We start from the raw sequence: 24,817 nt of genomic DNA on the forward strand, positions 1-24,817 counted from the left end.
ACTATGTCCCTTGTTACACAACTGCGAAGCGAACGCGCCACGCTGAACGCCTCGATTCAGGCGTTGGCCAAGATCGAGACTGAAGGCGGCACCCTCAGTGCTGAGCAACTCACTCAGTTCACTGAGCTGGAGGCCCAATTCACCGCACTGACCTCGAAACTGTCCCGTGCCGAGACGGCTGAGCGGCTTGCCGCTGCAACTGCCAAGCCCTTGAGCGAGGACCCTAAGGCCCTCGACAAGCCGGCCAGCCATATCTCCGGTCCGTTCAACGAGGCCACCAAGCCAGGTGTCGCGATGGCTCAGATGGTGCGCCTGCTGGTCCAGGCGCAGGGCAACCAGCACGCTGCTGCCGAAATGGCCAAAACCGGTGGTTACGGTGCTGACGTGCACATGGCGTTGTCGACCGTGACCCCTGGCGCTGGCGGGGTATTGGTACCGGAGAACTTCAGTACCAGCGTTATCGAATCGCTGCGACCGAAATCAGTGGTCCGCAGCATGGGCGCGGTCAGCCTGCCGTTGAACAACGGAAACCTGACCATGCCCCGCGTGATCGGCAACACCCAGGTGAGCTATATCGGCACCGAGCAAGACATCGCGGTCACCGACATGCAGTTCGGTGACCTGAAGCTGTCCTCGAAAAAGGCGGCGGCTATTGTGCCAATCTCCAATGACCTGCTGGCCTATGCTGGTGTTAACCCGCGCATCGATGGGCAAGTGAGCGGTGACTTGGCCACCAGCATGGGCCTGTCGGAAGACCTGCACTTCATCCGCAGCGTGGGCAGCGCGACCCTGCCGAAGGGCCTGCGCTACTGGGCACCAGCGGCAAACGTTCTGCCGGCACCGGCTGGTGAGACGCTGCAGATCGTTGATCGCTACCTTGGCGGCATGATGCTGCGCCTCGAGGCGGCGAACGTCGATCTGAATGCATGTGGCTGGCTGATGGCGCCACGCACCCTGCGCTGGCTCCAGTCGCTGCGTGATGGCAACGGCAACAAGGCCTACCCGGAAATCGATCTGGGCTTGCTCAAGGGCTACAAGGTGGCACTGACCACGCAGATCCCGACCAACCTTGGCGCCGGTGGCAATGAGTCCGAGATCTACTTCGTCAACTTCGCCGATTGCTACATCGGCGAGGACACCAACTTGGCGATCGCTATCAGTACCGAGGCTTCCTACAAGGATGCCAACGGCGACACCGTCAGTGCCTTCCAGCGCGACCAGACCCTGATCCGCGTCATCAGCAAGCATGACTTCGGTCCTCGCCATGTGGAGTCGGTATCGGTAGGTACCGGCATCACTTGGGGCGCCGGGATGTAAGTCGGCGAGGCCCTGGCCATCGTCCGGGGCCATCACTTCAGTTTGAGCGAGGTACTGATTATGAGCACAACCGTAACCGTGCGTTTCACGAAGCCGTGGCGCACCTATTTCCCTGGTGATGTTGCCGGATTTGAAAAGGACATTGCCGATGCCCTGGTGGGCGGTGGCGTGGCCACGGCTTACAGCGACAAGCCTGTTGGCGCGCCGATCGACAAGGCGCCGAAACCGGCTACAAACAAGGCGCCTGCCAGGCGGGTCGGTACTGCCAAGGTGGATAACGGGTCGTCTGGCGCCGGCTCGCTGGTGTCGGCACTGCCAGCGGCCTCGATGGTGGCCCCTGAGCCAGGTCCGGACAACGATGGGCTGGAAGATGCGGACGCTGGTGGCGGTGAGGGCGAGGATGGCCCTGAATCAACCGGCAGCACTGTCGTCGATGGCAGTGGCGGCGAGCCCGAAGAAGATGACGATGACGCGAAGCCGTAACCATGGCACGTCGAATCGCATACATCGGTGAGCCGGTCCTGACCTTGGAGCAGGTAGCGTTCCAGTGTCGGCTTGACCCTGAAGACACGGTACCGGAACTGATCACGGATTTGATCATTCCCGGCGTCACGGCGCAGGCAGAGGAACGTACGGGCGCCGGTATCCAGCTCGCCGAGTACGAGGAAGAGTGGCCTGCGCATTACCCCTCCGGGCATGCGCTCGACATCGGGCAGGCCACGGCCATCGTATCCATCAGCCGGCTCCAGGCAGATGGCAGCGAGCTAGAGCTGTCGGTGGCGTATTCACTGCGCAACCGGGGCCGGGAGAGCTTTCTGTTTTTCCCAGAAGGCCGTCCTGCGGGTGAGTTGCTGATTCGCTACCAGGCCGGCACCGACCTCAACGTTTACCCCTCGGTGCGCACCTGGTTGCTGATGCAGGCGGCCACGGCCCATGAGAACCGGGAAACACTGGTGGTGGGCGTCAGCTTGGCCGAGCTGCCTGCTTCTATGCTCGACACCTTGCTGGCCCCGATCACTGTCCCGCCGAGGTTCTGATATGCGTGCAGGTCCGCTGGATCGTCGTTGTTCTTTGCTCCGGTCGGAAGAGGTAAGGCGGCAGGGCGGCGGCGCGTCTGTCGCTTGGGTCGATGCCGGCAAGGTATGGGCCGAGATCACTCTTCCTACCGGGCGAATAGCTGCGGTGGCTGCTCAGCTCAGCACCGTGGTAACCGCTGAAATCCGGGTGCGCTTTCGCAAGACCATCGTTGCCGGCATGCGTGTTGTCTGCGGTGACACCACCTATCTGATTGAGGCCGCGTTACCTGATAAGGCCCGGGCGATGATGAGGCTGTTGTGCTCAAACGTTCCCAACCCATAGTGAGGTTACTCCGATGAAAGTACGTACGTTGGCAAGGCTGTCTGGCCCTGCAGGCAATTTCGAAAAGGGCGAAGAGGTCAGCGTGACCGGGGCGCTCGGTGCTGAGCTGATTCAGCGCAAGTTGGCTGAGCCAGTCGATGCTGCCCAGGTCAAACCGCCGAAACCCACCGAGACAGAGTGACCATGGGCGTTCGCCGGTCCCGCATGTCGGGAGATTTCAAGCTTCGCCGAACCCTTCGAAACATCCACCAGACGATCGACAACGAACTGCGTCCGGTGATGCAGCAGAGTGCTGACAAGATCCTGGCGAGCATGAAGCAGCATATACCGCGAGATACCGGCCAAGCCGCGGGAGCGCTTGAGGCGTTTGTCAGCAAGTCGGGGCTCGATGCCCAGATCGGCCTACGCGGGAAGCGCAACAACCAGCGGTTCTTCTACCTTCGCTTTCTGGAGTACGGCACGAAGGGTTACACCGGCACCATCTATCGCCGCGCCGATAGCAATGCCATTGATGGTCACACCAACAACCGCGACAAGTCGCAGCTCAAAGGGCGACGGAATGCTCTACGGGCCCGCGATACGAAAGTCAAAACGGATGGGAAAAACTTCTTCGGCAAATACCCGGACATCCCAGCTCGGCCTGCCCACCCATGGCTTCGCCCCGCGCTCGATGTGAACCGCGAGTTCGTGCTTGCCGACATCCGTGCTGCGGTGAGCGGTACGTTGCGCCGTGCAAGTGAGGGCTAACGGATGTCGGATCCATCATTCGCCTTGCAGGTCGCTCTGTTCGCAAGGTTGGAGGCGGAGGTGTCTTGTCCCGTTTTCGATGGGGCGCCGATGAATCAGGCCATGCCTTATGTGTCGCTGGATTCCGAGGTCTCGGTTCCCAGCGACATTCTCAGCAAGCGGCGCGATACCAGGCTGATCTACCTGTCCGTCTGGAGCTGCTTCAAAGGCCAGGAAGAGGTCAAGCGCATCATGGCGGAGATTGATGCCGCTGTGCACCAAAGGCCTCTACCGCTTGAAACAGGCCGTGTGATTTCCATTCGTGTGGATCGTAAGCACGCCCAGCGCGATGCTGACGGAGAGACGTATCAAGGCAGCGTCACGCTTCGAGTTTTGACCGAACACTAATTCCACCCTACCGCCCTGCGGTTTATTCACCTGTCCTCGGGAGGACTCTCTATGTCTATCAATACAGGCGCCGGTACGCGGATCTACATTGGTCCGCGCCTGACTGCCGATCTGCCGACCGACCGTGCTGCGGCGCTCACGCTTCTGTCCGGTTTGACCTACGTCGAGATCGGGGAGGTCGAAAGCATCGGCGACTACGGCGACACCATCAACGATGTGACCTTTGCCGGTCTCGCCCAGGGGCGTGCCAAGCACCTGAAGGGCTTGGCGGATGCGGGCACTTCGGACCTGGTGGTCGCTTTCGACTCTGGCGATGCTGGCCAGCTGAAGCTGGTTGAGGCCTTTCTGGACCGCTCTCGTTTCGACTACCCGATCAAGGTGGCCTATATCGACGGCGAAACGGACTACTTTGCCGCCAAGGTGATGAGCAACAAGAAGGCAGGCATCACGGTCGAGGGCGTGCTCAAGCGTAACGTTTCCCTCGGTATCAACTCTGAAATCTACGAGGTCGACGCGCCCTAACGGTGCGCGCTTGATCCGGCGTGCGGCTCCTGCGACTGCACGCCGTCCCCCTGTTGTCATATCACCCGTATCTAAGGAACCCACCCATGTCCAGAACTGCCCATGGCACCACCGTTATTACCGTCGGCGCCGACACTTTCGAGCTGAAGCCGACCCTCAAGGCCGTACGCGGGATCGAGGCTCGCTTCGGCGGTATCGCCCCGGCGATCGGGGAGCTGAATCAGCTCAAGCTCAGTGCCATCGCAGCCGTGCTGCTGATCGGCTCCGGCAAGGATTTCAAACCAAAGGACATCGAGGCTCTGGAAGAGCAGGTCTTTGAAGCGGGCATCTCCGATGTGAATCCCCAAGTTGTCCCGTATGTCGTGGCCCTGTTGAACCCGGCCGGGAAAACCAAGGCCGAGCTTGAGGCTGAGGCCGGCAAGGGAAACTGAAATCGCGGGACGGCAATGGCAGCTATGTCGATGAGCTCTATGAGCTGGCCACGGGCTGTCTCGGCTGGTCGCCCCGCGATGCTTGGGAAACGCCCGTGGTTGAGATCGTCATGGCCTGGGAGGCCAAAGTGAAGTTTCTGCGTGCAACAAACCCGTTCGGGGGCGCTGAGCCGGATAAGCCCAATAAGGTGGCGGCGGCCAAAGAGCTGCGGATGGGGCTGCGTGTGGCGGCGATGGGCCGACCGGGCAAGACATGATGGGACAGAACCCGCTTCGGCGGGTTTCCGCGTTTAAGGGGGGGATATGGCAGACGGCGATATTCAGGGCTTGCTGGTACGGATTGAAGCCACTACGGCGCAGCTCCGACAGGAGATGGCGCGGGGAGAATCAGCCGTCGCCACCGCCGCAGGCAAGATCGACGGCAACCTGGGTCGGATCGACGGTGCGTTTGATCGGACCGAGCAGAATGCAACGTCGCTGCAGGCGGCAATCAGCAGGGCCTTTACCGGCGTCAGCGTTGCCTCTGCTGCTGCAGTCGCGGGGCTTGTTGCGATCACCAATCGCACAACGGAGTATGCCCAGGAGGTAAAGAACCTCGCAGCGCTGTCGAACACGTCTGTGGATGACTTCCAGCGCCTGGCTGCAGGCGCTAAAACTGTTGGTATCGAGCAGGACAAGCTGTCTGATATCTACAAGGACATGAACGACCGCGTGGGCGAGTTTATCGCCCGCGGCGGCGGTGAGATGGCCGATTTCTTCAATGAAATCGCGCCACAGGTTGGTGTCACTGCCGAGATGTTCGCCAAGCTTTCCGGCCCACAAGCGTTGCAGCTGTACTACAGCTCGCTCGAAAAGGCCGGTCTGAGCCAGCAAAGCATGACCACCTATATGGAGGCCGTCGCGGACGAGGCCACGGGCCTCATCCCACTGCTGAGGAACAACGGCCAGGGCTTTCGTGAGTTTGGGGAGCAGGCCGAGAAGGCTGGCCGGGTTCTGAGTCAGCTTGAGATTGATCGGTTGGTCGAGGTGCGGCAGTCCATCGTCAACCTGCAGGGGGCGTTCGATGGTGCCTCCCGCCAGTTGGTGACGGGCATGCTGCCCGGCATGGAGGGGTTGGCGGACCTGTTCGATCGTCTCTCGGGAGGTGGCGCTGCTGAAGCGTTGGGCCAGGCCATTGGCTTCCTTGCCGAGAACGTGAACATCCTGGTTGCTGCGGTAGGCGTCAAAGCCTCTGCCAGTTTCCTCGCGTATTCGCAGCAGGTGTTGGCCAGTACGAAGGCAACGCTTGGCGAGGCGCTGGGGGCCAAGGGTGCTGCCGCTGCAAAACTGGCGCAAGCGGAGGCCTCGGCTACCGCCGCAGCGGCGTACGCCACCGAGATGTCGGCGAGGACTGCCAATGCGCGATCCACTGAAGCAGAAGCGATAGCCAAAGTTCGTTCGCTGCAGGCATCACGGGAGCAACTGGCCTACAGCGCGGCGCTCGCCAAGGGCGCATCGGAAGAGGCTCGTTATGCTGCGGCCTTGGCAGCCATGGACTTGGAGCTTGCGGCGGCCAAAAAAGCTGCCGCCACCGCGTCGAGGCAACTGGGTGGCGCGCTGGCGGGTGAGTCCGTGGCTATGGCCAAGGATGCAGCAGCAACCAGGTCCGCCACTGCTGCTAAAGAAGCCTATGCAAAGGTTTCGTCTCTTGCTGCTCGCGCCGGTAGCGGTCTTCTAGGGTTGCTTGGCGGTCCTGCGGGTATCGCTTCGTTGGCAGTCGGTGCTGGCATCGCATTTTTGACCATGCGCGATAGCACTGATGACGCAACCCAGTCTATGCTCGACATGCAGCAACCCCTGGACAAGGTTGCCGAGAAGTTCAAGCAACTGACCCGCGATCAGCAGGCGGCTGAGCAGGTGGCGACCAGCAAGAAGCAGGTCGAGGCCATTCGAGAGCAAGCGGCGGCTTACGAAGAGTTTCTGGGCCTGCTCCGGCAGCAGTTCGGGTCTGACTTATTTTTGCGATTGAAGTCCGACATCGATGCTGCCTACGAATCGGGTGTGCCTCTTGTAGACATTATCGCAGACCTGCAGTCCCGGTTCCGCATTCCCAAAGATGTGACTGATTCCTGGGTGGAGCAGGCTGGGAAAGTCAGCACGGCCGCCGAAAAGACAGCCCTGCTGACCCAGGTGCTGAATACGCTGACTGGTGCTCTCCAGCAGAACACCACTGCCACCGCCGAGAACAATGCTGCCAAGGGCGGCATGTCTGCGACCGAAGACACCTACCTGCAGGCGCTGCAAAAGCGCAACGCGGCCTTGGCGGACGGAAACAGCGAGACCAAGAAGGCCACTCGCTGGCTCAGTGAGCAGAAGAACGTCACTGAGGAAGGTCGCAAGGCCATCATGGAGGAGGCTGCGGCCGCTGATAAGCAGCGGGAAGCCAAGGATGCTGCAACTAAAGCCGCGCAGGCTGCGTCCAGTGCTGGTAAGGAAGCGGCCACCGAGACCAAGAATCAGGCAAAGGCGCTCGCTGATCTCCAGGCGCAGAGCAAGATCGCGGTGGAGAGTGCGCAGGGCCTGACTGCGGCCTACTTGGCCGGCACTGACAAATCGCGTGAATTTAGTATTCAGCAGAAAACAGAGCAGGCGCTGCTCAGGGCCGGCGCTGGTGCTCGGAAGGAAGTGGAAGCCGCTATCCGTGGACAGGCTGACGCAGAAGATCGGCTTTCAGTCGCCAAGTCTGCGTTTGATCTCGCAGAGGAAACCGAGCAGCTCCTGGCGCAGGCGCGTGCCACGTTGCAGGGCGCTGCGGCGCTGGAGGCTTACAACTTGCAGAAGGCACTGCAGGTTGCTCTCATTGGCAAGAACATTGCTGCGGGTAGCAAAGAGTATGACCAGCTCCTGGCCGCTACCAAAGCTCAACAGGCTGCGGTCAAGGTGGCAAAACAGGCGGCGGATGCGGGCAGCATCATGGACCGTTTGTATCCCGAGAAAAAGCTGCTGCGCGAATACACGGAGGCGCAGGAGGCCCTGAACAAGGCGATGGAGCTGGCTCCCGATAAAGCCTCCGAATATCAGGATGCCCTGCGTTTGCTGGGGCTTGAGTACGAGCAGAACCGCAATGCTGCTACGGCTTGGGGCAAGTTCACGGAGGGTGCCGTCGACCGGGTGGATGACGCGTTTGCAAGCGCTTGGAAGAATATTGGCGATGGCTTTGACGGCTTTGCGACGAGCCTGAAGGAAGGGTTCAAGCAGTTGCTGGCCGAACTGGCGCACATGGCGATCACGAAACCCATCGTGATGCAGATCGGTGCCGCTTTGGGCGTGGGTGGGCTGTCAGCGCAAACGAGCGGTCTTTTAGGCGGTTCGGCCGGAGGGGGAGGGCTGAGCCTGTCCAACCTTTGGTCGGTGGGAAAGGGTGCCTACAGTGCGCTGACATCTGGATTCGGTTCAGCTATCTCTGCCGGCTGGAGTGCGGGCGAGGGCTTCCTTGGTGGTCTGCAGGGCGCGATAAGTGGTGGCTACGGCTTCCTCAGCGACGGAATCACCAGTCTTTTTAGTGGCGCTGGAACGGCTGCGGGGGCCGGCAACGTTGGTTTTGGCTTGGGCCAGTCGCTGGTTTCCGGTGGTGTGGGTTCAAGTGGGGCCGCAGCTGGATCAGGTGCGACCTACGCCGCCGGTGCGGGTGGTGCCACTGCCCTTGACGGAACGCTAGCGGGTATCGGGGGCGCGCTGTATGGCTACGGTCAGTCCGGTCTGAAGGGCGCCGCCACAGGGGCAGCAGGTAGCGTGGGCGGCTATTACCTCGGTTCGGCTATCGGTTCGATTGTGCCAGGCCTTGGCACCTTGATCGGCGGCGTCATTGGCTCGGCCTTGGGCGGCTTCCTGGGAGGATCTCTGTTCGGTGGTAGCTGGCAAACCAAGGACACCGGCCTTGCGTTGGGGGTTACGGGCGGCGAGTTCACTGGGCAGCAGTACGAGTATCAGAAGAAGAAGGGCGGCCTGTTCGGGAAGAACAAGAAGCGCACCCGTTATTCGGACCTCGACCCTGAAGTCGCATCAGCCCTGCAGGCGACCTATGACGCCACGGAGGAGTCGGTGGTCGATCTGCTTGGACGCATCGGTGTCTCCGTTGGGGATGGGGCGTTCGCAGGGCTCAACATCGCCAAGCAGCAGATCTCGACCAAGGGCAAGTCCGAAGCAGAGATCCAGGAGGAGATCGCCAAGCTGTTCAGCGGGTTCGCTGACCAGATGATCACCTTTATCGACCAGGGCGTCGGCGGTTTCGGCTACAGCTTCGCCGAGCTGGGGGAGCGCATCGCAGTTTTCGAGAGCTTCAACAAGTCGCTGGGGCTCATTGACGTAACGATGTTGGGGCTGTCCGCGCAGTCTATGGAGCTGGCCAACGCCATGGTGGCGGCAGCTGGCGGGTTGGAGGCCTACAGCCAAAACCTGAACACGTACTTCGGTGCGTTTTTCAGCGAATCGGAAAGGGCGGACAAGACGCTCGAGGCGGTGCAGCAGCAGTTCAAGGACATGAACGTCGCCTTGCCGGAGACCCGCGAGGGCTACCGGAAGGTCATCGAAGCGCTTGACCTTACCACCGAGACCGGTCAACAGATGTACTTGACCTTGATCGGAGCTGCCGGGGCTGCGGCGGAGGCATACGACATCCTTGAGGCCAGGGCGAACGCGGCGGCGCAGGCGTTCAGCGACAGCCTGGGTAACTACCTCGGCTCGTTCTTCAGTGAGGCAGAGAAAGCCGACACCGCTTTGGAGTTGGTGCGACAACAGTTCAAGGACATGAACGTCACGCTGCCGGAAACCCGGGAGGGTTACCGCAAGGTTGTGGAAGCACTCGACCTCACCACAGAAACCGGTCATCAGATGTATCTGACGTTAATCGGTGCTGCCGGTGCGGCGTCTCAGGCCTATGACATTCTCGAGGCCCAGTCGCAAGCTGCTCGGGACCAGGTGGCAACAGCAGTGAATGCCGCCTTGGGATCGGTTCAGCGGGCGGTCAACGCTCAAAAAGCCGCGATCACCGAGGCATACAACGCTCAGATTGCCTCGCTGAACGATATGTCACAGACGGCACAGCAAAGTGTCAGCGATTTGACCTCTGTTGGTAACAGCCTGAGCGGTGCCCTGAAGTCACTGCGCGGTGATTCTGACGCTGCTGTGCAAATGCTTCGTGCCCAGGCCATGGCAACGTTGGACAACGCCTTGGCTGCGGTGCGGGCCGGCAAATCCCTTTCCAGCATCACCGGGCTTGAGGATGCGCTGAATGTCGTCAGCCAGAACACCACAGATGCATATGCATCCCTTGAGGCATACAGCCGGGACCAGGGCCGCACGGCTAACATCGTCAGCCAGCTGGAATCTGCAAATGGCAAGCAACTGACCGCTGCCGAGAAGTCCGTGCAGAGCTTGCAAACGAGGATCGAGCAGGCCAAGAAGTCCTATGACCTGCAGATTGCGCAGTACGACGCACAGCTTAGCTTGGCGCAAGCGCAGATCGACGCATTGAACGGTGTGGACAATTCGGTCGTGTCGGTAGCCGCTGCTGTCGATAGCCTCAGTCAGGCCGTAATGGCTGCACTGGCGGTGCAAAATGCTGGAGCTGCTCAGCAGAACACCTACGACAACAACGCTGCAATTGTGCGGGCTGTTTATCGCTCGGTGCTCGGCCGAGAGGCAGAAGCAGGGGGGCTTGAAAACTGGACCAAGCTCTTGGCCGGTGGCTCGCTGACATATGACCAGCTCGTCCAGGCCATTGCCACATCAGGCAAGGCCAATGGTGAAACCATCAAAATCCCCGGATTCGCCAGTGGCGGCAGTTTCGGCGGTGGTCTGCGCCTGGTTGGCGAGCGCGGGCCTGAGCTGGAGGTAACCGGGCCGAGCCGGATTTACAGTGCCAATCAGACCGCAGCCATGCTCGCCGGTGGTTCGGGTGATGTCACCGCTGCTGAGGTGCGTGAGCTGCGGGTTGAACTCAGATCGGCCCTGTTCGCCATTGCGAAGAACACCCTGAAAGCGGCGAAGAACACTGATCTTCTGCCGCAGAAACTAGAACAGGAGCTGCATCCGTGAGGATCATTGAACCCGTCGAGATCGCCCCGGGCATGGCTGTGATGGAGGCGTTTCTGGTCGAGCCCAACGCTGAGCCCTTGGTGGTTCAGGTCGGGCAGGCTTTTCAGGTGGCATCGCTGCTGACCAACGTTCCTGAAGCGGATTACGACGTTTGGGTTTCGAGCAAGGATTACGCGATCGGCGATCGGGTAATGCTCGAGCATCGGACCTACGAAGCACTCGTAGCCAACAACAATAAGGCCCCTTCTGGGACGGCAACGGACCCGCCAACCTGGTTGGATCTTGGGCCGACAAACCGATGGCGGATGTTCGATGACAAGATTGGGACGGTCACCACCAACCCTGAAAGCATCTCACTGACCATCGCTCCGGGGCGGGCGGTCGATTCTCTGGCCTTCTTTGGGCTTGACGCGGCCTCGATATACGTCCGGGTTGTCGACCCCTACCAAGGCATTGTCTACGAATCGAGCGTTTCGCCGGTCTCCACGGACGGCATAAACGACTGGTATGAGTACTTCTTTGCCCCGGTCGAGGTGAACGAGGATTTCGTGCTGCTGGATGTGCCGGTCGGCAGTTACGGCTCCATCGAGATCAAAGTGGCCAAGCCTGCCGGGATAGCCAAGGTCGGGGCCCTCATCTTGGGCAAAGCCGCTGTTCTTGGCGAGGCTCTTTATGGGACGTCGGTGGGCATCACTGACTACAGCCGCAAGGATCGGGATGACTTTGGCAACACCGTCATCGTTGAGCGCGATTACTCCAAGCGTGCTGATTTCGACGTGATGGTCCCGACCAGCATGGTTTCGCAGGTGCAGCGCTTGCTCAGCAAGCACCGGGCTAGGCCGCTGGTTTGGATCGGCGAAGCCAGTTTTCAATCCACCATCCTGTACGGCTACTACAAGGAATTCAACCTGGTGATCAGCGGGCCGACGGCGTCGGACTGCTCCATTTCTGTCGAAGGACTCATCTGATGGCTACACCTACGATCACGCCGTTGCCGGAGGCGCCCAGCCGGCAGAACTCTGCCGGCACCTTTGCCACACAGGCGGACAATTTCATGGCGGCCCTGCCTCAGTTCGGTGACGAAATGAACCGGGCTATCGACTATGTCGGGGATCAGGCAGGGGCTGCGGCTGAAAGTGCTCAGAGGGCAACGACCAACGGTGCGGCTCAGGTTGAGCTGGCGGCTCAGAAATCAACCTCAGCGTCGCAGAGTGCTCAGGCGGCGGCCCAGCAGGCCTCTACGTCGAAAACCCATGCAGACAACAGCAAGGCCTATCGTGATACCGCTCAGGCCGCCGCAGCGGCTGCCCAGTCTGCGGCTGGTTTACCCGCGCTCGCGGGCAAGGGCGGGCTCCCCCTGGTAGTTAAGCAGGACGAGTCTGGAGTGGATTACTCCGGGAGCCTGAGGCGGTACGATCTGGACCTGGCTGCGACCAACTCGACGTTGAATCTCGAGGCCAGTCAGGTGTTCAGGGTGGACGCAGCCGTCCCTCGAACCTTGGCCTTCACTGGTACGCCTGCGGCCACTCGGGCGATGACTGTGGTGATACACATCACCGGCAAATCCAACATTACCTGGCCGGCAGGCATTCAATGGAACAACAACCAGATTCCAGTACTGGGGAATGCCTGGACCACTGTGATTCTGATCTGGGTCGGCGAAGGCTGGGTCGGATCGGTGGGGGCGCGCGCATGATCGAAGCTGCATTGATGGGGGGAGCACTGCCAGGCCCCTGGTCAAATTGGGAGTTCGTCGGCTCGGCCAGCTTACTGGCCAGCGGTCTGCTCCCCGTGGCGGCCGCCATGCCCGAAGGAGTCGAGGTGGGTGATCTGGTTGTGGCCCTGATGTCGCCGCTGAGCGAGGGGGTTGGAACGAGGATGTCCGCTCCAGGTTGGCAGCATCTGTCTTCAGGCGGGCAGGATTATGTGTGCGCAGCCCGTTACACCCCGGATCTCGCGTCGCCCGTGTACGTGCGATCGGCTTCCAACTCGATCTTCATCACTGTGCTGGCATTTCGTGCTCAAGGCTGGTCAACGATCAAGCTTGAGGCTCATGTATCGCCTGCAGCGCCTTTGAGCGTGACGACCAGCATGCAGAACGAACTTCTGTTGTGCATCGGCGTGACGCCGAAGACGACCCGTGGCTGGGAAGTCCATATGAATGGAGCAGAGCCTGTAGAGCGGGTTCGACGAAGCAACGCTCCTGCGATGCAGGTGTACTCCGCCAATATCGACTTCCCCCATCTGGTGTCGGGCATTTCAGTCGACGCCCTATCAGGGGACGAGCGAAACCTGATTCTCACAGTGTCCTGACAAGACAATTCATCCAGAACCGCCAGAAGGCGGTTTTTTTGTGCCCGGAGAAATCCCATGCCTTTCAATAGTGCCCATACAGGGGCTGAGATCGACGCAGCAGTACAGATGATGGGGCAAATCCAAGAGGCCCGAGACTCCACCAAAGACGACCTGGTAGAGGTGAGGTCCCTGGCTGCTCAGGTGGATGCCAACGCCGCCCAGGTTGGAACTCAATCGGCATCCGTGGCTGCCAAATCGGAGCTGGTCGCTGTTAGCGCTCTGGCGGTTGAGCAAGCGCGTGAGCAAGTCGCCGCCGATAGCGCAGTTGCTGAAGGCGCCAAGGATTCCGCTGCTGCCTCTGCGGAGTTTGCTGAGGCCAGTCGGGTGTCGGCCAATGCAAGTCAGCAAGCGGCCTCTCAAAGCCAGATCGCTGCCGGTATCTCGGAGCAGGTCACCGCCGAGCATGCCGAGACTGTCAGCGTTCTGGCCCAACAGGTGGCAGATAAAACGTCTTTGGCAAGTACCAGTGCAGAAGCAGCTGCGAGTAGCGCCCAGCTCGCGGTCGAAGTCGTTGATGGGTTTGGCAACCGATACTTTGCGACCTACGCCCTCATGGTAGCAGTGAAGCCGAAGCATGATGGCACGCTCGCCTGGGTGCAAAATGATCCCACCAAAGCGCTGAATGGCTTCTATCGGTGGTTTGCGGCAGAGCAGGCCTGGGTCAAGCCATCTCGGCAGATGGCTCTGGATACCGATATCGACATGCTGCGTATGTTGGTCAGCCGAAAGAATCGCCCGCGCGGCAAGATCAGCGGCGATGCCCCGCTGATCTTCGGAGCGGGGGAGGCTCAGGTGTTATTCGGAGTACACCAGAAACTACCGCGTGGCCCTTCAGAGAGCCAAGGTACGGTGCCGATGCTTGGGAAAACGCCCATTGTTCCTATGCTCTCGCTGGTGCGGCCAAGAAGCCGAAACTACGACTCTGACGTGGTGCTGGTTTCTGGCAACTCGGTGATGCTGGAGTCGCGTGCATCGGTCACCCCGGAAGCTCCCGTCATAACCTATGACGCCAAGCTGATCGATGAGCAGGGTCAGAAGCCTGCACCTAAGCGATACGCTGCTATCAGTGCCGGCCAGGTATGGTCCTATGGCCCGGACGGTGCCAAGCAGGTCACACAGGATGGCGAGTGGTTCGCTGCGCAGTGCGTCGACTTCGACGTTATCAGGGCGCTCAAGCTGACCAGCGGCGGGCTGGTGCCCTATACCATCACTCAAGATGGTCGAATCTTCCGCGATGGCAAGGTGCTGATCCACAAGCTGTCCACCGGCCAGAGTCTTGCCCTTGGCTCTCGTGGGATTTTTCCCGACCCTAACGGCGAGTATGTCATCAACGGCATACGCGGAAACTTGTTCTCTCCCCTGGCGCCGCCGGGCTACGCCGACAAGCTGTGGACGCTCAGCGGCGGTCCTCGTCCAGCCGCATGGGAAGGGACTACGGCATTTGAGCCGGTACGCGAGTACGTGGCTGGGGTTACCGCAGAAACACCCGCAACCTCCTACATGCTGGCAATGCGAAAATGGCACGAACGGATGACATCGGTGGCCCCGCAGATGCTGTACAGCGTGTCAGCGCTGGGCGGTACCCCATACGCCGGGGTGAAGAAGGGCACCAAGACCTACACCGATGCGATGTCGCAAATTACGACCGCCAAAGCCATCGCTACTGCGATGGGCCTTGACTATGTGGTGCCGAGCATCTCGATCGTGCACGGAGAAAGCCAGCGCGACACCACCCAGGCTGAGTACGTGGCGATGCTGGGCGAGTGGATCAGCGACTACCGCGCAGACATCGTCGCGATCACGGCGCAGGCGGTGCCTCCGGTTGCGTTTATCTCGCAGATGCTGACCGGTGAAACCGGAACTATCCCTGCGATTCCATTAGCGCAACTGCAGGCCCATAACGAAAACCCATACGTTGTGATGGTCGGGCCGAAGTATGCCTACCCCTACTTCGACACCTACCACATGCAAGGACCCGGTTACATGAAGATGGGTGAGTTGGAAGCCCGCGCCGAGCGACTGACCCAGATCAGCGGCAAGTGGCAGCCACTCAAGGTCATTTCGGCAGCCGTGTCGGGGGCAACGATCACGCTGCAGCTGAACAATCTCCCCAACGGCAATGCGGGCACGTCCGGCCCCATTGGGAATCTGGCGATCGACACGACCATCGTTAGTGACCCTGGCAACTACGGGTTCCAGCTGTCGGCCGGCACCATCGCCGCCGTGGCTCTTGGTCGTGACGGCGTTTCAATCGTGATCACCGCGACTGCAGCCATTGCCGCCGGCGCCGTCCTGACTTACGCCCTGCAGCCAACGCTGGGGTCGCCGCAAACCGGCAACGGGCGACGTGGCTGCATCCGTGACAACGATCATCGCGACTTCTCGCGCTATGACATGAAGCCGCTCTACAACTGGCTTTGCGCTTTCTCGACCGCTTTGGAGATTTGAAAATATGGCTCGTTCGATTCTGATTTTCCCCGGCTCCGCCTCGGTTCCAGGCATGCCAAAACTCGACGTGTCTGAGGCCGAAATTGCCGTTTCCAATATTCAGGGGCTCAAGCACTGGCCGGGTCTGTTCGACTGGGACGTTTCCAAGGGTGTAGTGCGTGACCGAGTGACAGATGCAACCATTCCAAGCTACGGGGTATCGCAGCCTGGGGCGCACTTCGTCAACATGGTCAACGGTAAGAAGGGCTACAAAATCACAGCCCTGGCTCAGGCCCTGAACATGCCAGGGTTTGATACTGACGGCTCATTTACTGTTGGCGGCGTATTCGATCTGCACGCCTCATTCGGCAGCATCAGCGAGGCGGCTGCAAACACCTCGGTACCTGCGCCATGGGGCCTTTACTCCAATTCCAGCGGTACCGGGCTCGTCTCTGTGTACTTCGGCACCATTGCCGTAGCAGAAACTGTTTCTGCAACCTGGCCAACACGGCTTGCCGCCGACAGGCTCACTGTTATCGTCATCGTCTTTGATCGGGTCGCAGGCAAAATCAGCATCCGCTACAACGGCACCGAGGTTTGGTCGTATACCAACAACCTGGTCAAGACCATCAAGCTGCTGAAGGAGCTGACCATGGGCGCGGTGCGAGTGGCTGGTACCGGGCGCGACGTAGTTCCGCGTGCGTTCACAACCAACGCATTCGCGGCGTTCGAGTACAAGGCCTTGGAGGGTGGAGACCTCACGGCGTTTGAAAACATGCTCTTCGAGGCTGCGGCAGCAGCGTGATCATTCCTGTAGACAGCCCGCCCAGTGCGGGCTTTTTTGTGCCTGGAGAAGACTAAATGCCAATTACAGAGCGGCAACTGCTGCAGATCCTCCCGAACGCCGGCCGCAAAGCCGGCGTTTTTGTTCCTGCCCTCAACGCAACCATGGGCAAGTACGCCATCGTCACGCGCCTGCGCATGGCTGCGTTCCTTGCCCAGATCGGGCACGAGTCGGGCCAGCTGCAGTACGTGCGCGAGCTTGGAAATGACAAGTACCTGTCGAAGTACGACATCGGCCGGTTGGCTGAGCGATTGGGCAATACGCCTGTTGCTGATGGAGATGGCCAGCTTTATCGAGGACGCGGCCTCATCCAGGTAACGGGGCGGTCCAATTACGAAGCCTGCAGCGAAGCGCTGTTCGGAGACAGCCGGCTCCTCAACACTCCTGAGCTGCTCGAGCATCCGGTCTACGCATCGATGTCGGCGGGCTGGTTCTGGCAGAAGGAGGGCCTCAACAGCTTGGCCGACAAGGGCGACATCTTGACCATCACCAAGCGCATCAACGGTGGTACCAATGGCCTGGATGATCGCAAGGCCATCTACAAGCGGGCACTTGAGGTGTTGCAGTGATGACGCTGGATTGGCGTCTGGCATGTCTGGCGTTGCTGCTGGGCTTCGCCTTGGGAAGTCGCGGTACCTGGTTGTGGCAGGCCAACGCCTACGGGGGCCAGCTGGCAACCCAAGCTGCGGACTATGGTCGGCAGTTGGCGGAAAAAGATCGTGCCTATGGCCGCGAACGTGAGGCTGCTGCAGATGCGGCGCTTGAGCAACTGGTGGCCGAACGTAATCGGCGTAGCGACCTGGAAAGCCGCCTGCAGGAGCAGGGGCAGACCTATTGGAAGGAAATGAAAAATGCCAAAAGCACTCAGGATCGCCTGCGTGACCAGCTTGCTACTGCTGACCTGCGCTTGTCAGTCCTTCTCGACGCCAGCTCCCTTGCCGCCCAGGGTTGTGACGGTGGGCTGCGAGAAACCACCGGCACCGGAGGTGTGGTTCATGGAGCCGTACACGCCAAACTTGACGGAGCGCATGCTCGGAGAATTATCAGCATCACCGACTACGGCGATAGAGGACTAATCGCGTTGCAGGCTTGTCAGGCCTACGTGCGTGAAGTTATCAGGTGAGACTCAATGAGCTGGGAGCGTGCAGCGGCGCTCAGCTTGATCGGCATAGCCTGCCAGCACTCCCATAAACGCTAGGACTTTTTGCTAAAGCGATTGAAATCTATATGCTCAAGATGCGGATGAGTGAGTCAATATTGAAGTCGTGATGGCTTTATGATAGCGTTTGTATTTGGGACAAGGAGGGGTCAAATGTATATAAAATCTATAAGTTACGAAGAGTTAAAGTTTAAGCCCGCTAGTTGGGAGGTTGAAAAGATTGAGTTTGGTCAGATTAATTTAATAGTTGGAAAGAACTCTAGCGGAAAATCGCGGGTTATAAGTATAATCCACGCCTTGGCGTCTCAGCTTGCAGGTCGTGTTGGTATATTTTCAGCCGGTCATTGGCAGGCTAGATTTGTCAGGGAGGTTGGGGCGTCCAAGGAAAAACAGGATTATCATCTGCATATAGAGGATGGCGTAATTCAAAATGAGTTTTTCCGAATAAAATCTGAAACTATTTTAAAGCGAGATGAATCGGGGAACGGCTTTATAGTCAAAAAAAATGGCGCCAAAGTAAATTACAAGGTTGATCAAAATCAACTAATGGCGGTGGTGAGGAGTGACCCTATTCAGCATCCACAATTTGGAGCTTTGCAGGGTTGGGCTAAAGGGGTATGTATTTACAGGTTTGGATCGGAGTTTGGTAAGACGAATTTTACAGGTGGGCCGACGGTACCTGATGATCCAACGATGAAGCTTGAATGTAGCGTCATGTCAGACAACGTTTCTGGCGTATACCTGAATACCGCCGGGAAATTTAAAGAAGAATTCAAGAAACTTGTCATTGATGGCATGGGCGATATCGGTTACCAGATTGATGATATTCAGTTGTCGCCAATTTCTGAGTTCAACTTCAACGGTATGGTACCTCTGGCAATCGCGGTAAAGGAAACTGGTGTACGATGCTTCGTCAACCAGGCCGGCCTGTCTCAAGGGATGTATCGGGCGCTCGCTTTGCTAATTCAGTTTTATGCCAATATACTTTGGACTAGACATGCGTGTGCTGGCAGGGATGTGCAGTTAGGAGACTCTCCTTTAATATTAATTGATGACATTGGAGAGGGGCTTGATCACGAGCGAGCACGAAAGCTCATCGGGTTGCTTGTGGAAGAGTCTAAGAAATATAAAATTCAGATCATTATGTCATCTAATGATAGGTATGTAATGAATTACGTGCCGCTAGAGCACTGGACTGTTCTGTCGCGAAAAGGAGCATTGGTTTCTTCGATTAACTATGAAAACTCAAAGGATATCTTCGATGAGTTCTCATACTCGGGGTTAAGCAATTTCGATTTCTTCTCGGGTGATCATTACGTCAAGGAAGATTCTTGATGAGGAAGATTGCAATTTTTGTCGAAGGACAAACGGAACTTCATTTTGTTAGTCGTTTGATAACGGAAGTGGCAGGTTATGGTAACGTTGCCATAGAATTATGGTTGCACCGAGGTGGGGCTTACAGCAAATTGCGAGAAGAAGGCGCCTCACCTGAAGTCGCAGATGTCTTTGTTATGCTGGTTAACTGCTGCGGAGATGGAGTTAAAACCTCTATTCTTGAGCGTAAGTCGCTGTTGTTTGCGAAAGGTTTCGAAGCAATTCTAGGTTTGCAAGATTTATACCCTAAGCCTATTGAGGATTTGGATAGGTTTCAAGCTGGCTTGGATAAAGGTTTGGCTGACTTAGGGGAGAATATCAAGATATTCTTGGCTGTGGGAGAGGTAGAGGCTTGGTTTTTGAATGAGTTCACGCATTTCGAAAAGCTTGACTCTAAGTTGAGTGTTTCTTACATAAGTAAGGAGTCGGGATTCAATCCTGAAGAGGAAAGTGCCGAGACTGAAGTTAGGCATCCGGCTGGCAAGTTGAAGGAAATATATGCTCTCGCCGATATTCGTTATCGAAAGAGGGAAGGGGATACGCACCGGTTGGTTTCATATATAAACTATGAAAATATGTATCTTTCCGTTCGGGGTATTTCAAAGTCACTGGATTGCTTTTTAAGCGGTCTAGAAACTGTTTTGTTTCCTTCCTCAGCAGAGTGAGTTCTGATCCAACAGTCCGAGGATGTCAGGTATGGTTGAGCTTACTCATCCATGCGCATCCTCGGTAGGAGATTTTTAGGGTAAATTTAGGGCAAACCCTGGGGCGCGGTAGGCCTATGCAGGCATCCGTCAACTCAGTAGAAGCCGTTGATGCTAGCCTCCTGGATGCCTATTGAGATTCTCGGGGGGCAAATCCCTATCCCAAGTGTAAGTAGGCTTAGTGCAGTTCGCGGCTCGGCCTCAGTGGGCGGATCTGGCTCTGTTCTTGGGGCAAGAATGGGGCAAACCGCACGCCATTTAATACCAATCTATGCCAATGCAAATGCCCGCGCTCGAAGGCGAAAAGGCGCCCGATCCCCAGTAATTAAGGGGTTGGGCGCCTTTTCCTGTTCCTACTGCAGCACGATCGGGGTATGTATGAGCATGACCTGTCCTAGGTCCTATCAGCTAAAAATCTCACCCCATCGAATGTAGAAAAGAAGGTAAGGATCCCGGATGTCTAGTACGTCGTTTTCACCGTCCCATTCAATAATGTTCTCCCCGGCGGAGTCATTAGCGATCTTCGCCATGTGACTGCATGCACCCGTTATGCTCGATCCACTTGGAGTTTGAGACACGCATAGAGACCTGACCCGTAGCACAAGATCATCATAACGTAGGGTCAGCTGAGGAGGGTCGATGGCAAGGCATTTGATAAGCAATGAGTAAACGTCGCCGTGGCTACCATCCTTCAGTGCGTGACTGATACGGTCAGATCCACGTACCCGTGGTCCCTCCATCATCTTATCAACGACAGAGCTATAATCGGTTGAGAGGACAGTGCTTTTACAGATACGCTCAAGCAGGCTTTGATCGTTGGGAATTATGTGAGTCGTGTCCATCTTTTCTCTTGCACCTGTCGCGTAGCAAGAGTTCAGGCAGAGATACTGCATCAGTTGAGGTGAGCCGGCAGCTTGGTCGGCCAGTACCTTGATCATGGATGCGTCGCATGTAATGCCAAGCTCCGCGAAGCCTTTCTGCGCGATTTTCTCCAGAAGCTTGGTGTCCCAATAACCGAAATCGATGGAAACGATGCGACCGCGCAGATCAGGGTTGCTTCGTATGACATCGTCCGCGTGGTAGGGAACTGATGCAACGATGAATTTTACGTTGCTGCGAATAGCTTCTTTGATCTGTTTCGCGATTTCCGATTGCACATCTCTGGGAATGTAGTGGAAGTCGTCAATGAAAACGGTAAAGTCTTGGTCTGCTAATTCCTGGATCAGCAACTGCAGATAGTCAACCGCCAAGCTCGTAGTGATGGCGTCTGAATCGGTTGAGGCATGGTTGGCTGCCAGTTCGGCGCCCGCTTTGGCAACAAAAATGTTACCGCTAGCGCTTCCCTTTGCTGAAAAACCATTGGTCGAAGAGGCAGATTTTGTCTGGGTGAGAGGTATTTCAGTGCCTAGCAGATCAAAAACGCGCTTCCATAGCGAATCTACGGAATTGATGCCTGCACCAGTCACCTGAACGATCTTGTCCTTGCCGATCGCCTCTTCAATGAAGACGGTCTTTCCTGACTTCGAGGGGCCGGAGACAGATATCAGCAGCGATCCGGTGTCAAGGGCGTTTTCTAACGCCTCCCGTTTGGTCACTAGATGATCATCTACAAACGTGTAGCTGGGGAAGCGGCCTGGGGTGAAAATATCTCTTGCTTTCATGTGCTGTCCGTGCATGACGTAGCTGCGCTTGTGGAGACATTGTAGACGGCGGACGATGCACGGTTATGAGAGGATTTTCAACCGTTGGCTAGCTGCTAGGCCTCAGTACTTTTAGGGCAAAATTAGGGCAGATTCGGGGCTCTATAAGCCACGGCAGGCCGCGTTACCCTGCTAAAAATGCCTATTTTGCTGGTCGGATGCGGCCTGTTGCGCAGGTTGGGCGGGTTCAAATCCCTATGCCCTCAGTAGGGCTGCGCTTGCTCTGCCTGGGGGAATGAGCAGCTCGGGCATAAACGAATGGTACAAAAATGGTACAAGAAGCTGAAGGGCGCTCTGTAGGCCTTGCAATTAAAGGCCTTTAGGATGAGTGGCCCCAATCCATCATCGGTGCAACGCTGAAGCGGCGTGACGGCTCAGGGCGCGTGGTTGTTGGGCTAGAGCCTGTATTAGCGGTCATATCGTTCAACGTTTTCGGTACCGAATGCTGGATTTTAGGGCGTAGCAGCAAATTGCAGGGGCGGCATTAGCAAATGCTGGCAACAAAAAGGATCTGCGTTTGCCCGGGGTGTCGGCTAGTTTACCAAGAGAGCTTGGTATCCGTCTGGAAACAGGCCGAGTGTTCCGTCTGAGGCCCAATACACGCGTGTGGACGTTAGCTATATGTGTCGGAACCGTCGCCGTGTCCCGATTTGTCTCCGCTGACAATGATGTTGTCCTTGCGCTAGGGCGCATCAAGCGGGCAGGCCAAGGCGCACGACCTCGGCACTGCCTACCGACCCGCCGCCGATACCCAGTTCGTCCGGCGCCAGCAGCGCTGGCTAGATAGACCCTGTCCCCGGCGTGGTGGCGCCGGGGCTTCGTGAGGTGCCAGGCAATTCCCTAGAAGCTGTACTTCACATTGACCATCAGGTTACGCGGCGCCCCCCAGAAAACCGTCCCGTAGTTGCTAATGCCACTGTAGTAGTGCTTGTCGAACAGGTTGTTGACGTTAAGGGTTGCCTTCAGATTGCGGGTAAAGTCATAGCCACCCACCAACCCCACCAGCGCATAGGACTTCTGTTCAAACTTGGCAGCCGAGTCGTCGATCGCGTACCAGTCCTCATCGCTTGGCTTGAAGAAGGTCGCACTCTGCCAATATGCATTGCCGCCCACGGTGAACTTGTGCCAATCGCCCTGCAGGCGGTAGTTGGTCGCCAGCTTGAGCAGATGCTGCGGTTGGTTGGTTGCCACGCGCTGGTCATCAGCATCGTGGGATTCGGCGAAGGTGTAGCCCGCCATCACTTGCAGGTCCTTCATCAGCTCGCCGTTTACTTCCAGCTCGACGCCGCGGGTGGTGACGCCTTGCGCCGCCCGGTAGGCGCTGCCGCCACTTGGCGTGGTGCCGCCGGTGAGCACAGCGAAGTTGTCCTGCTTCAGCTCGAACAGGGCCAGGCTGGCATTCAGGCGGTTTTCGAAGTAGGCGCCTTTGATACCGATTTCATAGCTTGCACCGGTAAGTGGGTCGATAGGCTTGCCGTCCGCGCCGAGGCTATACGCCTGGGGTTTGAACACGTCGGTGTAGCTGGCATACACGGTGTGGTACCGGTCCAGGTCGTAGGTGACGCCAGCGTAAGGCACGATTTCGCTGGAGTTGGTGGCGCTGGCCGGGAGGCGGCGACCGATGGCGTTGATCGTGTCGATGTCCCATTTGTAGTCGACGATCCGTGCCCCCAGGATAACGGCCAGCGCGTCGGTAGGTTTCAGGATGGTTGCCGCAAAGCCCACCTTCTGCCGCGCCTCGATATCGAAGGTGGACCACCATTCGAAGTTGGTTGGGGTATCGCCGTAGCCGTCCCACTGGAATACATCGTCGATGACGCCATTGGTCACACCATCATCACGCTTGGAGGTTGATTTGGTGTGGGCGATGCTGTAGCCGAACACGGCTTCATGCACGCGTCCACCCAGCGAGAACGGGCCGCGAGCATACAGGTCCAGGCCTTTTTCCTTGCTGGTGGTGTTGAATTTGCTCGCGGTGCCGTTGTTGTTCACGGCGCCGGTTTCGGGGTCGATGTTGCCGCCGACAAAGCCATGAGAAATGCTGCCGTCTGCCTGAATGGCCTCGCTGCTGATGCCCGAGATCAGCTCGCGCGAGCGGTAATCACGGCTGCTGAGTACGCCCTTGAGTACCCAGTCGTTATCGAAGGTGTGGGCAAGTTCTGCAAAGGCGCGCTGGGTTTCCTGATTGCGCCAGGTCCAGCGGTCGGCGGCGTTGGTGTCACGGTCGAACTTGACCGTACGGCCATCGAGAAAGAACGCGGGCAGTGCGCCGGTGGTGCTGCCGTTGTCGTAGTTTTTCTGCACGTCGTAGCCAAGCGTGAACAAGGTGTTCTCGCTGAGGTCGGCTTCCAGCACGCCATAGAAGGTGTTCTGCTCGCCGGTCAGGTACTCGACGTAACTGTGCCGGGATTGGGTGCCAGCGACCATGCGGCCACGGACATTACCGCTGTCGGTCAACGGGCCGGCAAGGTCGAAGTCGGCCTGGTATTTGTCCCAGGACCCGGCGCCTGCGCCGATACGGCCCTGCAGTGCGGCAGTGGGGCGCTTGCGCACCAGGTTGATGACCCCAGAGGGGTTGCCGGCGCCGTTGACCAGGCCGGTTGCGCCCTTCAGTACTTCGACCCGGTCGTAGACCAGGCTGTTGCCGATGCTGTAGTTGTCGCGCAATGAGCCGCCGTCGGAGGACAGGCTGGGCACACCATCGAACTGGTAGTTATCCAGCTTGAAACCGCGCGAGTAGAAGGTAAAGGCTTCGGAGCTTTCCTGGTTGACCGTGACACCGGGCGTTTGCTTCAGCACTTCGGAAACACTTTGCAGGTTCTGGTCGTCCATCTGTTGGCGGGTGACCACGCTGATCGACTGCGGGGTTTTGCGCAGGCTCAGGTTCAGGCGTGTGGCGGCGGCCGTTTCGCCGGTGGTGTAGGAGCCGCTTCCCTCGGTGGTCAGGCCCAAACCTTCACCCGTGATGCTGGTTGCGCCCAGTTGCAGTGCCGAACCAGCATCCACCTGGCTCACCAGCACATAGTCGTTGCCCACCCGCTGGGCCTGCAGCCCACTACCGGCCAGCAGTTGGGCAAACCCCTGTTCGATATTGAAGCGGCCGTGCAGCCCGCTGCTCTGCCGACCCTGGGTTAGCGCCGCATCGAACGACAGCAGCACCCCGGCCTCGCGGGCGAAGCGGTTCAAAGTCGTCATCAACGGCCCTGGGGCGATATCGTAGACGCGGCTGGCCTGTTGCGCTTGGGCCTGGGCGCTCGTCGACAGCAGCGGGGCCAGCAGCCCGGTATGCAGTGCGATGGCGCTGCCAAGCAGCAGGGACGTGAGGTGTTTTCGGCGCGGGTATGGGCAGCTTGTTGTTATAGGCATGACAGCTCCTTCAAATGCCTGTTTGGGCGGTTTGCAGGAGAGCTCGAACG

The 24,817-nt window shown here is 58.3% G+C and carries 22 protein-coding genes; 20 read left to right on the forward strand and 2 right to left on the reverse strand.

The annotated features are described in order from the left end of the window. Window positions 1-3 precede the first annotated feature (3 nt). The 20 genes from OZ911_RS08735 (at window position 4) to OZ911_RS08830 (ending at window position 19,662) form a co-directional block, all read left to right on the forward strand. A complete protein-coding gene (locus tag OZ911_RS08735; RefSeq protein ID WP_268968621.1) occupies window positions 4-1,317 on the forward strand; it encodes a phage major capsid protein in 1,314 nt (437 codons plus the stop codon). A gap of 60 nt (window positions 1,318-1,377) precedes the next feature. Beyond that, the gene (locus OZ911_RS08740) at window positions 1,378-1,800 is read left to right on the forward strand and encodes a hypothetical protein (RefSeq protein WP_145913802.1); all 423 of its coding nucleotides are present in this window, start codon (window positions 1,378-1,380) and stop codon (window positions 1,798-1,800) included. A 2-nt stretch (window positions 1,801-1,802) separates the two neighbouring features. After that, window positions 1,803-2,354 (forward strand): hypothetical protein, encoded by a 552-nt coding sequence (locus OZ911_RS08745; RefSeq protein ID WP_268968622.1) that lies wholly within the window; start codon window positions 1,803-1,805, stop codon window positions 2,352-2,354. Window position 2,355: 1 nt separating this feature from the next. After that, window positions 2,356-2,676 carry a phage head closure protein gene (locus OZ911_RS08750; RefSeq protein WP_268968623.1) on the forward strand — a complete coding sequence of 107 codons (321 nt, stop codon included), beginning with the start codon at window positions 2,356-2,358 and terminating at the stop codon, window positions 2,674-2,676. 13 nt (window positions 2,677-2,689) lie between these two features. Next, window positions 2,690-2,857, forward strand: a complete 168-nt coding sequence (locus tag OZ911_RS08755) for a hypothetical protein (RefSeq protein ID WP_186506674.1) — start codon at window positions 2,690-2,692, stop codon at window positions 2,855-2,857. 2 nt (window positions 2,858-2,859) lie between these two features. Beyond that, window positions 2,860-3,423: an HK97-gp10 family putative phage morphogenesis protein gene (locus tag OZ911_RS08760; protein WP_268968624.1), complete on the forward strand. Its 564-nt coding sequence runs from the start codon at window positions 2,860-2,862 to the stop codon at window positions 3,421-3,423. Between the two features lie 3 nt (window positions 3,424-3,426). Continuing rightward, window positions 3,427-3,810: a DUF3168 domain-containing protein gene (locus OZ911_RS08765; protein WP_268968625.1), complete on the forward strand. Its 384-nt coding sequence runs from the start codon at window positions 3,427-3,429 to the stop codon at window positions 3,808-3,810. Window positions 3,811-3,861: 51 nt separating this feature from the next. Then, on the forward strand, window positions 3,862-4,332 hold the full coding sequence (locus OZ911_RS08770; RefSeq protein ID WP_086975610.1) for a phage tail tube protein: 471 nt from the start codon (window positions 3,862-3,864) through the stop codon (window positions 4,330-4,332). 86 nt (window positions 4,333-4,418) lie between these two features. Continuing rightward, window positions 4,419-4,763, forward strand: coding sequence for a hypothetical protein (locus OZ911_RS08775; RefSeq protein ID WP_268968626.1), 345 nt, complete (start codon window positions 4,419-4,421; stop codon window positions 4,761-4,763). Between the two features lie 95 nt (window positions 4,764-4,858). Next, on the forward strand, window positions 4,859-5,020 hold the full coding sequence (locus tag OZ911_RS08780) for a hypothetical protein (protein ID WP_176393836.1): 162 nt from the start codon (window positions 4,859-4,861) through the stop codon (window positions 5,018-5,020). A gap of 46 nt (window positions 5,021-5,066) precedes the next feature. After that, on the forward strand, window positions 5,067-10,838 hold the full coding sequence (locus tag OZ911_RS08785) for a DUF4214 domain-containing protein (protein ID WP_268968627.1): 5,772 nt from the start codon (window positions 5,067-5,069) through the stop codon (window positions 10,836-10,838). Then, a complete protein-coding gene (locus OZ911_RS08790) occupies window positions 10,835-11,806 on the forward strand; it encodes a hypothetical protein (RefSeq protein WP_268968628.1) in 972 nt (323 codons plus the stop codon). The genes OZ911_RS08785 and OZ911_RS08790 overlap by 4 nt, the downstream gene beginning before the upstream one ends. Further along, the gene (locus OZ911_RS08795; protein ID WP_268968629.1) at window positions 11,806-12,534 is read left to right on the forward strand and encodes a hypothetical protein; all 729 of its coding nucleotides are present in this window, start codon (window positions 11,806-11,808) and stop codon (window positions 12,532-12,534) included. Before OZ911_RS08790 ends, OZ911_RS08795 begins: the two co-directional genes overlap by 1 nt. After that, window positions 12,531-13,151, forward strand: coding sequence for a hypothetical protein (locus tag OZ911_RS08800; protein WP_268968630.1), 621 nt, complete (start codon window positions 12,531-12,533; stop codon window positions 13,149-13,151). Before OZ911_RS08795 ends, OZ911_RS08800 begins: the two co-directional genes overlap by 4 nt. Before the next feature lie 57 nt (window positions 13,152-13,208). Beyond that, window positions 13,209-15,641: a hypothetical protein gene (locus tag OZ911_RS08805; RefSeq protein ID WP_268968631.1), complete on the forward strand. Its 2,433-nt coding sequence runs from the start codon at window positions 13,209-13,211 to the stop codon at window positions 15,639-15,641. Between the two features lie 4 nt (window positions 15,642-15,645). Then, complete coding sequence (locus OZ911_RS08810) at window positions 15,646-16,425, forward strand: hypothetical protein (RefSeq protein ID WP_268968632.1); 780 nt, start codon at window positions 15,646-15,648, stop codon at window positions 16,423-16,425. A 56-nt stretch (window positions 16,426-16,481) separates the two neighbouring features. Further along, window positions 16,482-17,033, forward strand: coding sequence for a glycoside hydrolase family 19 protein (locus OZ911_RS08815; protein ID WP_268968633.1), 552 nt, complete (start codon window positions 16,482-16,484; stop codon window positions 17,031-17,033). Beyond that, window positions 17,033-17,587: a lysis system i-spanin subunit Rz gene (locus OZ911_RS08820; protein ID WP_268968634.1), complete on the forward strand. Its 555-nt coding sequence runs from the start codon at window positions 17,033-17,035 to the stop codon at window positions 17,585-17,587. The genes OZ911_RS08815 and OZ911_RS08820 overlap by 1 nt, the downstream gene beginning before the upstream one ends. Window positions 17,588-17,776: 189 nt before the next feature. Further along, on the forward strand, window positions 17,777-18,958 hold the full coding sequence (locus tag OZ911_RS08825) for an AAA family ATPase (RefSeq protein WP_268968635.1): 1,182 nt from the start codon (window positions 17,777-17,779) through the stop codon (window positions 18,956-18,958). Beyond that, window positions 18,958-19,662, forward strand: a complete 705-nt coding sequence (locus tag OZ911_RS08830) for a hypothetical protein (protein ID WP_268968636.1) — start codon at window positions 18,958-18,960, stop codon at window positions 19,660-19,662. The genes OZ911_RS08825 and OZ911_RS08830 overlap by 1 nt, the downstream gene beginning before the upstream one ends. A 443-nt stretch (window positions 19,663-20,105) precedes the next feature. Here OZ911_RS08830 and OZ911_RS08835 read toward each other — a convergent pair whose 3' ends face one another. After that, window positions 20,106-21,362, reverse strand: a complete 1,257-nt coding sequence (locus tag OZ911_RS08835) for an ATP-binding protein (RefSeq protein ID WP_268968637.1) — start codon at window positions 21,360-21,362, stop codon at window positions 20,106-20,108. Window positions 21,363-22,241: 879 nt separating this feature from the next. Beyond that, window positions 22,242-24,767, reverse strand: a complete 2,526-nt coding sequence (locus tag OZ911_RS08840; protein ID WP_023048481.1) for a TonB-dependent siderophore receptor — start codon at window positions 24,765-24,767, stop codon at window positions 22,242-22,244. Window positions 24,768-24,817: the final 50 nt, after the last annotated feature.

Origin of the sequence: Pseudomonas fortuita, from assembly GCF_026898135.2 — a bacterium.
In the GTDB taxonomy this organism is placed as follows: Bacteria; Pseudomonadota; Gammaproteobacteria; order Pseudomonadales; family Pseudomonadaceae; genus Aquipseudomonas; species Aquipseudomonas fortuita.

Excerpts from the sequence above, each read along its gene's own strand:
- OZ911_RS08735 (WP_268968621.1), top strand. The coding sequence starts at position 4 with ATGTCCCTTGTTACACAACTGCGAAGCGAACGCGCCACGCTGAACGCC.
- OZ911_RS08740 (WP_145913802.1), top strand. The coding sequence starts at position 1,378 with ATGAGCACAACCGTAACCGTGCGTTTCACGAAGCCGTGGCGCACCTAT.
- OZ911_RS08745 (WP_268968622.1), top strand. The coding sequence starts at position 1,803 with ATGGCACGTCGAATCGCATACATCGGTGAGCCGGTCCTGACCTTGGAG.
- OZ911_RS08750 (WP_268968623.1), top strand. The coding sequence starts at position 2,356 with ATGCGTGCAGGTCCGCTGGATCGTCGTTGTTCTTTGCTCCGGTCGGAA.
- OZ911_RS08755 (WP_186506674.1), top strand. The coding sequence starts at position 2,690 with ATGAAAGTACGTACGTTGGCAAGGCTGTCTGGCCCTGCAGGCAATTTC.
- OZ911_RS08760 (WP_268968624.1), top strand. The coding sequence starts at position 2,860 with ATGGGCGTTCGCCGGTCCCGCATGTCGGGAGATTTCAAGCTTCGCCGA.
- OZ911_RS08765 (WP_268968625.1), top strand. The coding sequence starts at position 3,427 with ATGTCGGATCCATCATTCGCCTTGCAGGTCGCTCTGTTCGCAAGGTTG.
- OZ911_RS08770 (WP_086975610.1), top strand. The coding sequence starts at position 3,862 with ATGTCTATCAATACAGGCGCCGGTACGCGGATCTACATTGGTCCGCGC.
- OZ911_RS08775 (WP_268968626.1), top strand. The coding sequence starts at position 4,419 with ATGTCCAGAACTGCCCATGGCACCACCGTTATTACCGTCGGCGCCGAC.
- OZ911_RS08785 (WP_268968627.1), top strand. The coding sequence starts at position 5,067 with ATGGCAGACGGCGATATTCAGGGCTTGCTGGTACGGATTGAAGCCACT.
- OZ911_RS08795 (WP_268968629.1), top strand. The coding sequence starts at position 11,806 with ATGGCTACACCTACGATCACGCCGTTGCCGGAGGCGCCCAGCCGGCAG.
- OZ911_RS08800 (WP_268968630.1), top strand. The coding sequence starts at position 12,531 with ATGATCGAAGCTGCATTGATGGGGGGAGCACTGCCAGGCCCCTGGTCA.
- OZ911_RS08805 (WP_268968631.1), top strand. The coding sequence starts at position 13,209 with ATGCCTTTCAATAGTGCCCATACAGGGGCTGAGATCGACGCAGCAGTA.
- OZ911_RS08810 (WP_268968632.1), top strand. The coding sequence starts at position 15,646 with ATGGCTCGTTCGATTCTGATTTTCCCCGGCTCCGCCTCGGTTCCAGGC.
- OZ911_RS08815 (WP_268968633.1), top strand. The coding sequence starts at position 16,482 with ATGCCAATTACAGAGCGGCAACTGCTGCAGATCCTCCCGAACGCCGGC.
- OZ911_RS08820 (WP_268968634.1), top strand. The coding sequence starts at position 17,033 with ATGACGCTGGATTGGCGTCTGGCATGTCTGGCGTTGCTGCTGGGCTTC.
- OZ911_RS08825 (WP_268968635.1), top strand. The coding sequence starts at position 17,777 with ATGTATATAAAATCTATAAGTTACGAAGAGTTAAAGTTTAAGCCCGCT.
- OZ911_RS08830 (WP_268968636.1), top strand. The coding sequence starts at position 18,958 with ATGAGGAAGATTGCAATTTTTGTCGAAGGACAAACGGAACTTCATTTT.
- OZ911_RS08835 (WP_268968637.1), bottom strand. The coding sequence starts at position 21,362 with ATGAAAGCAAGAGATATTTTCACCCCAGGCCGCTTCCCCAGCTACACG.
- OZ911_RS08840 (WP_023048481.1), bottom strand. The coding sequence starts at position 24,767 with ATGCCTATAACAACAAGCTGCCCATACCCGCGCCGAAAACACCTCACG.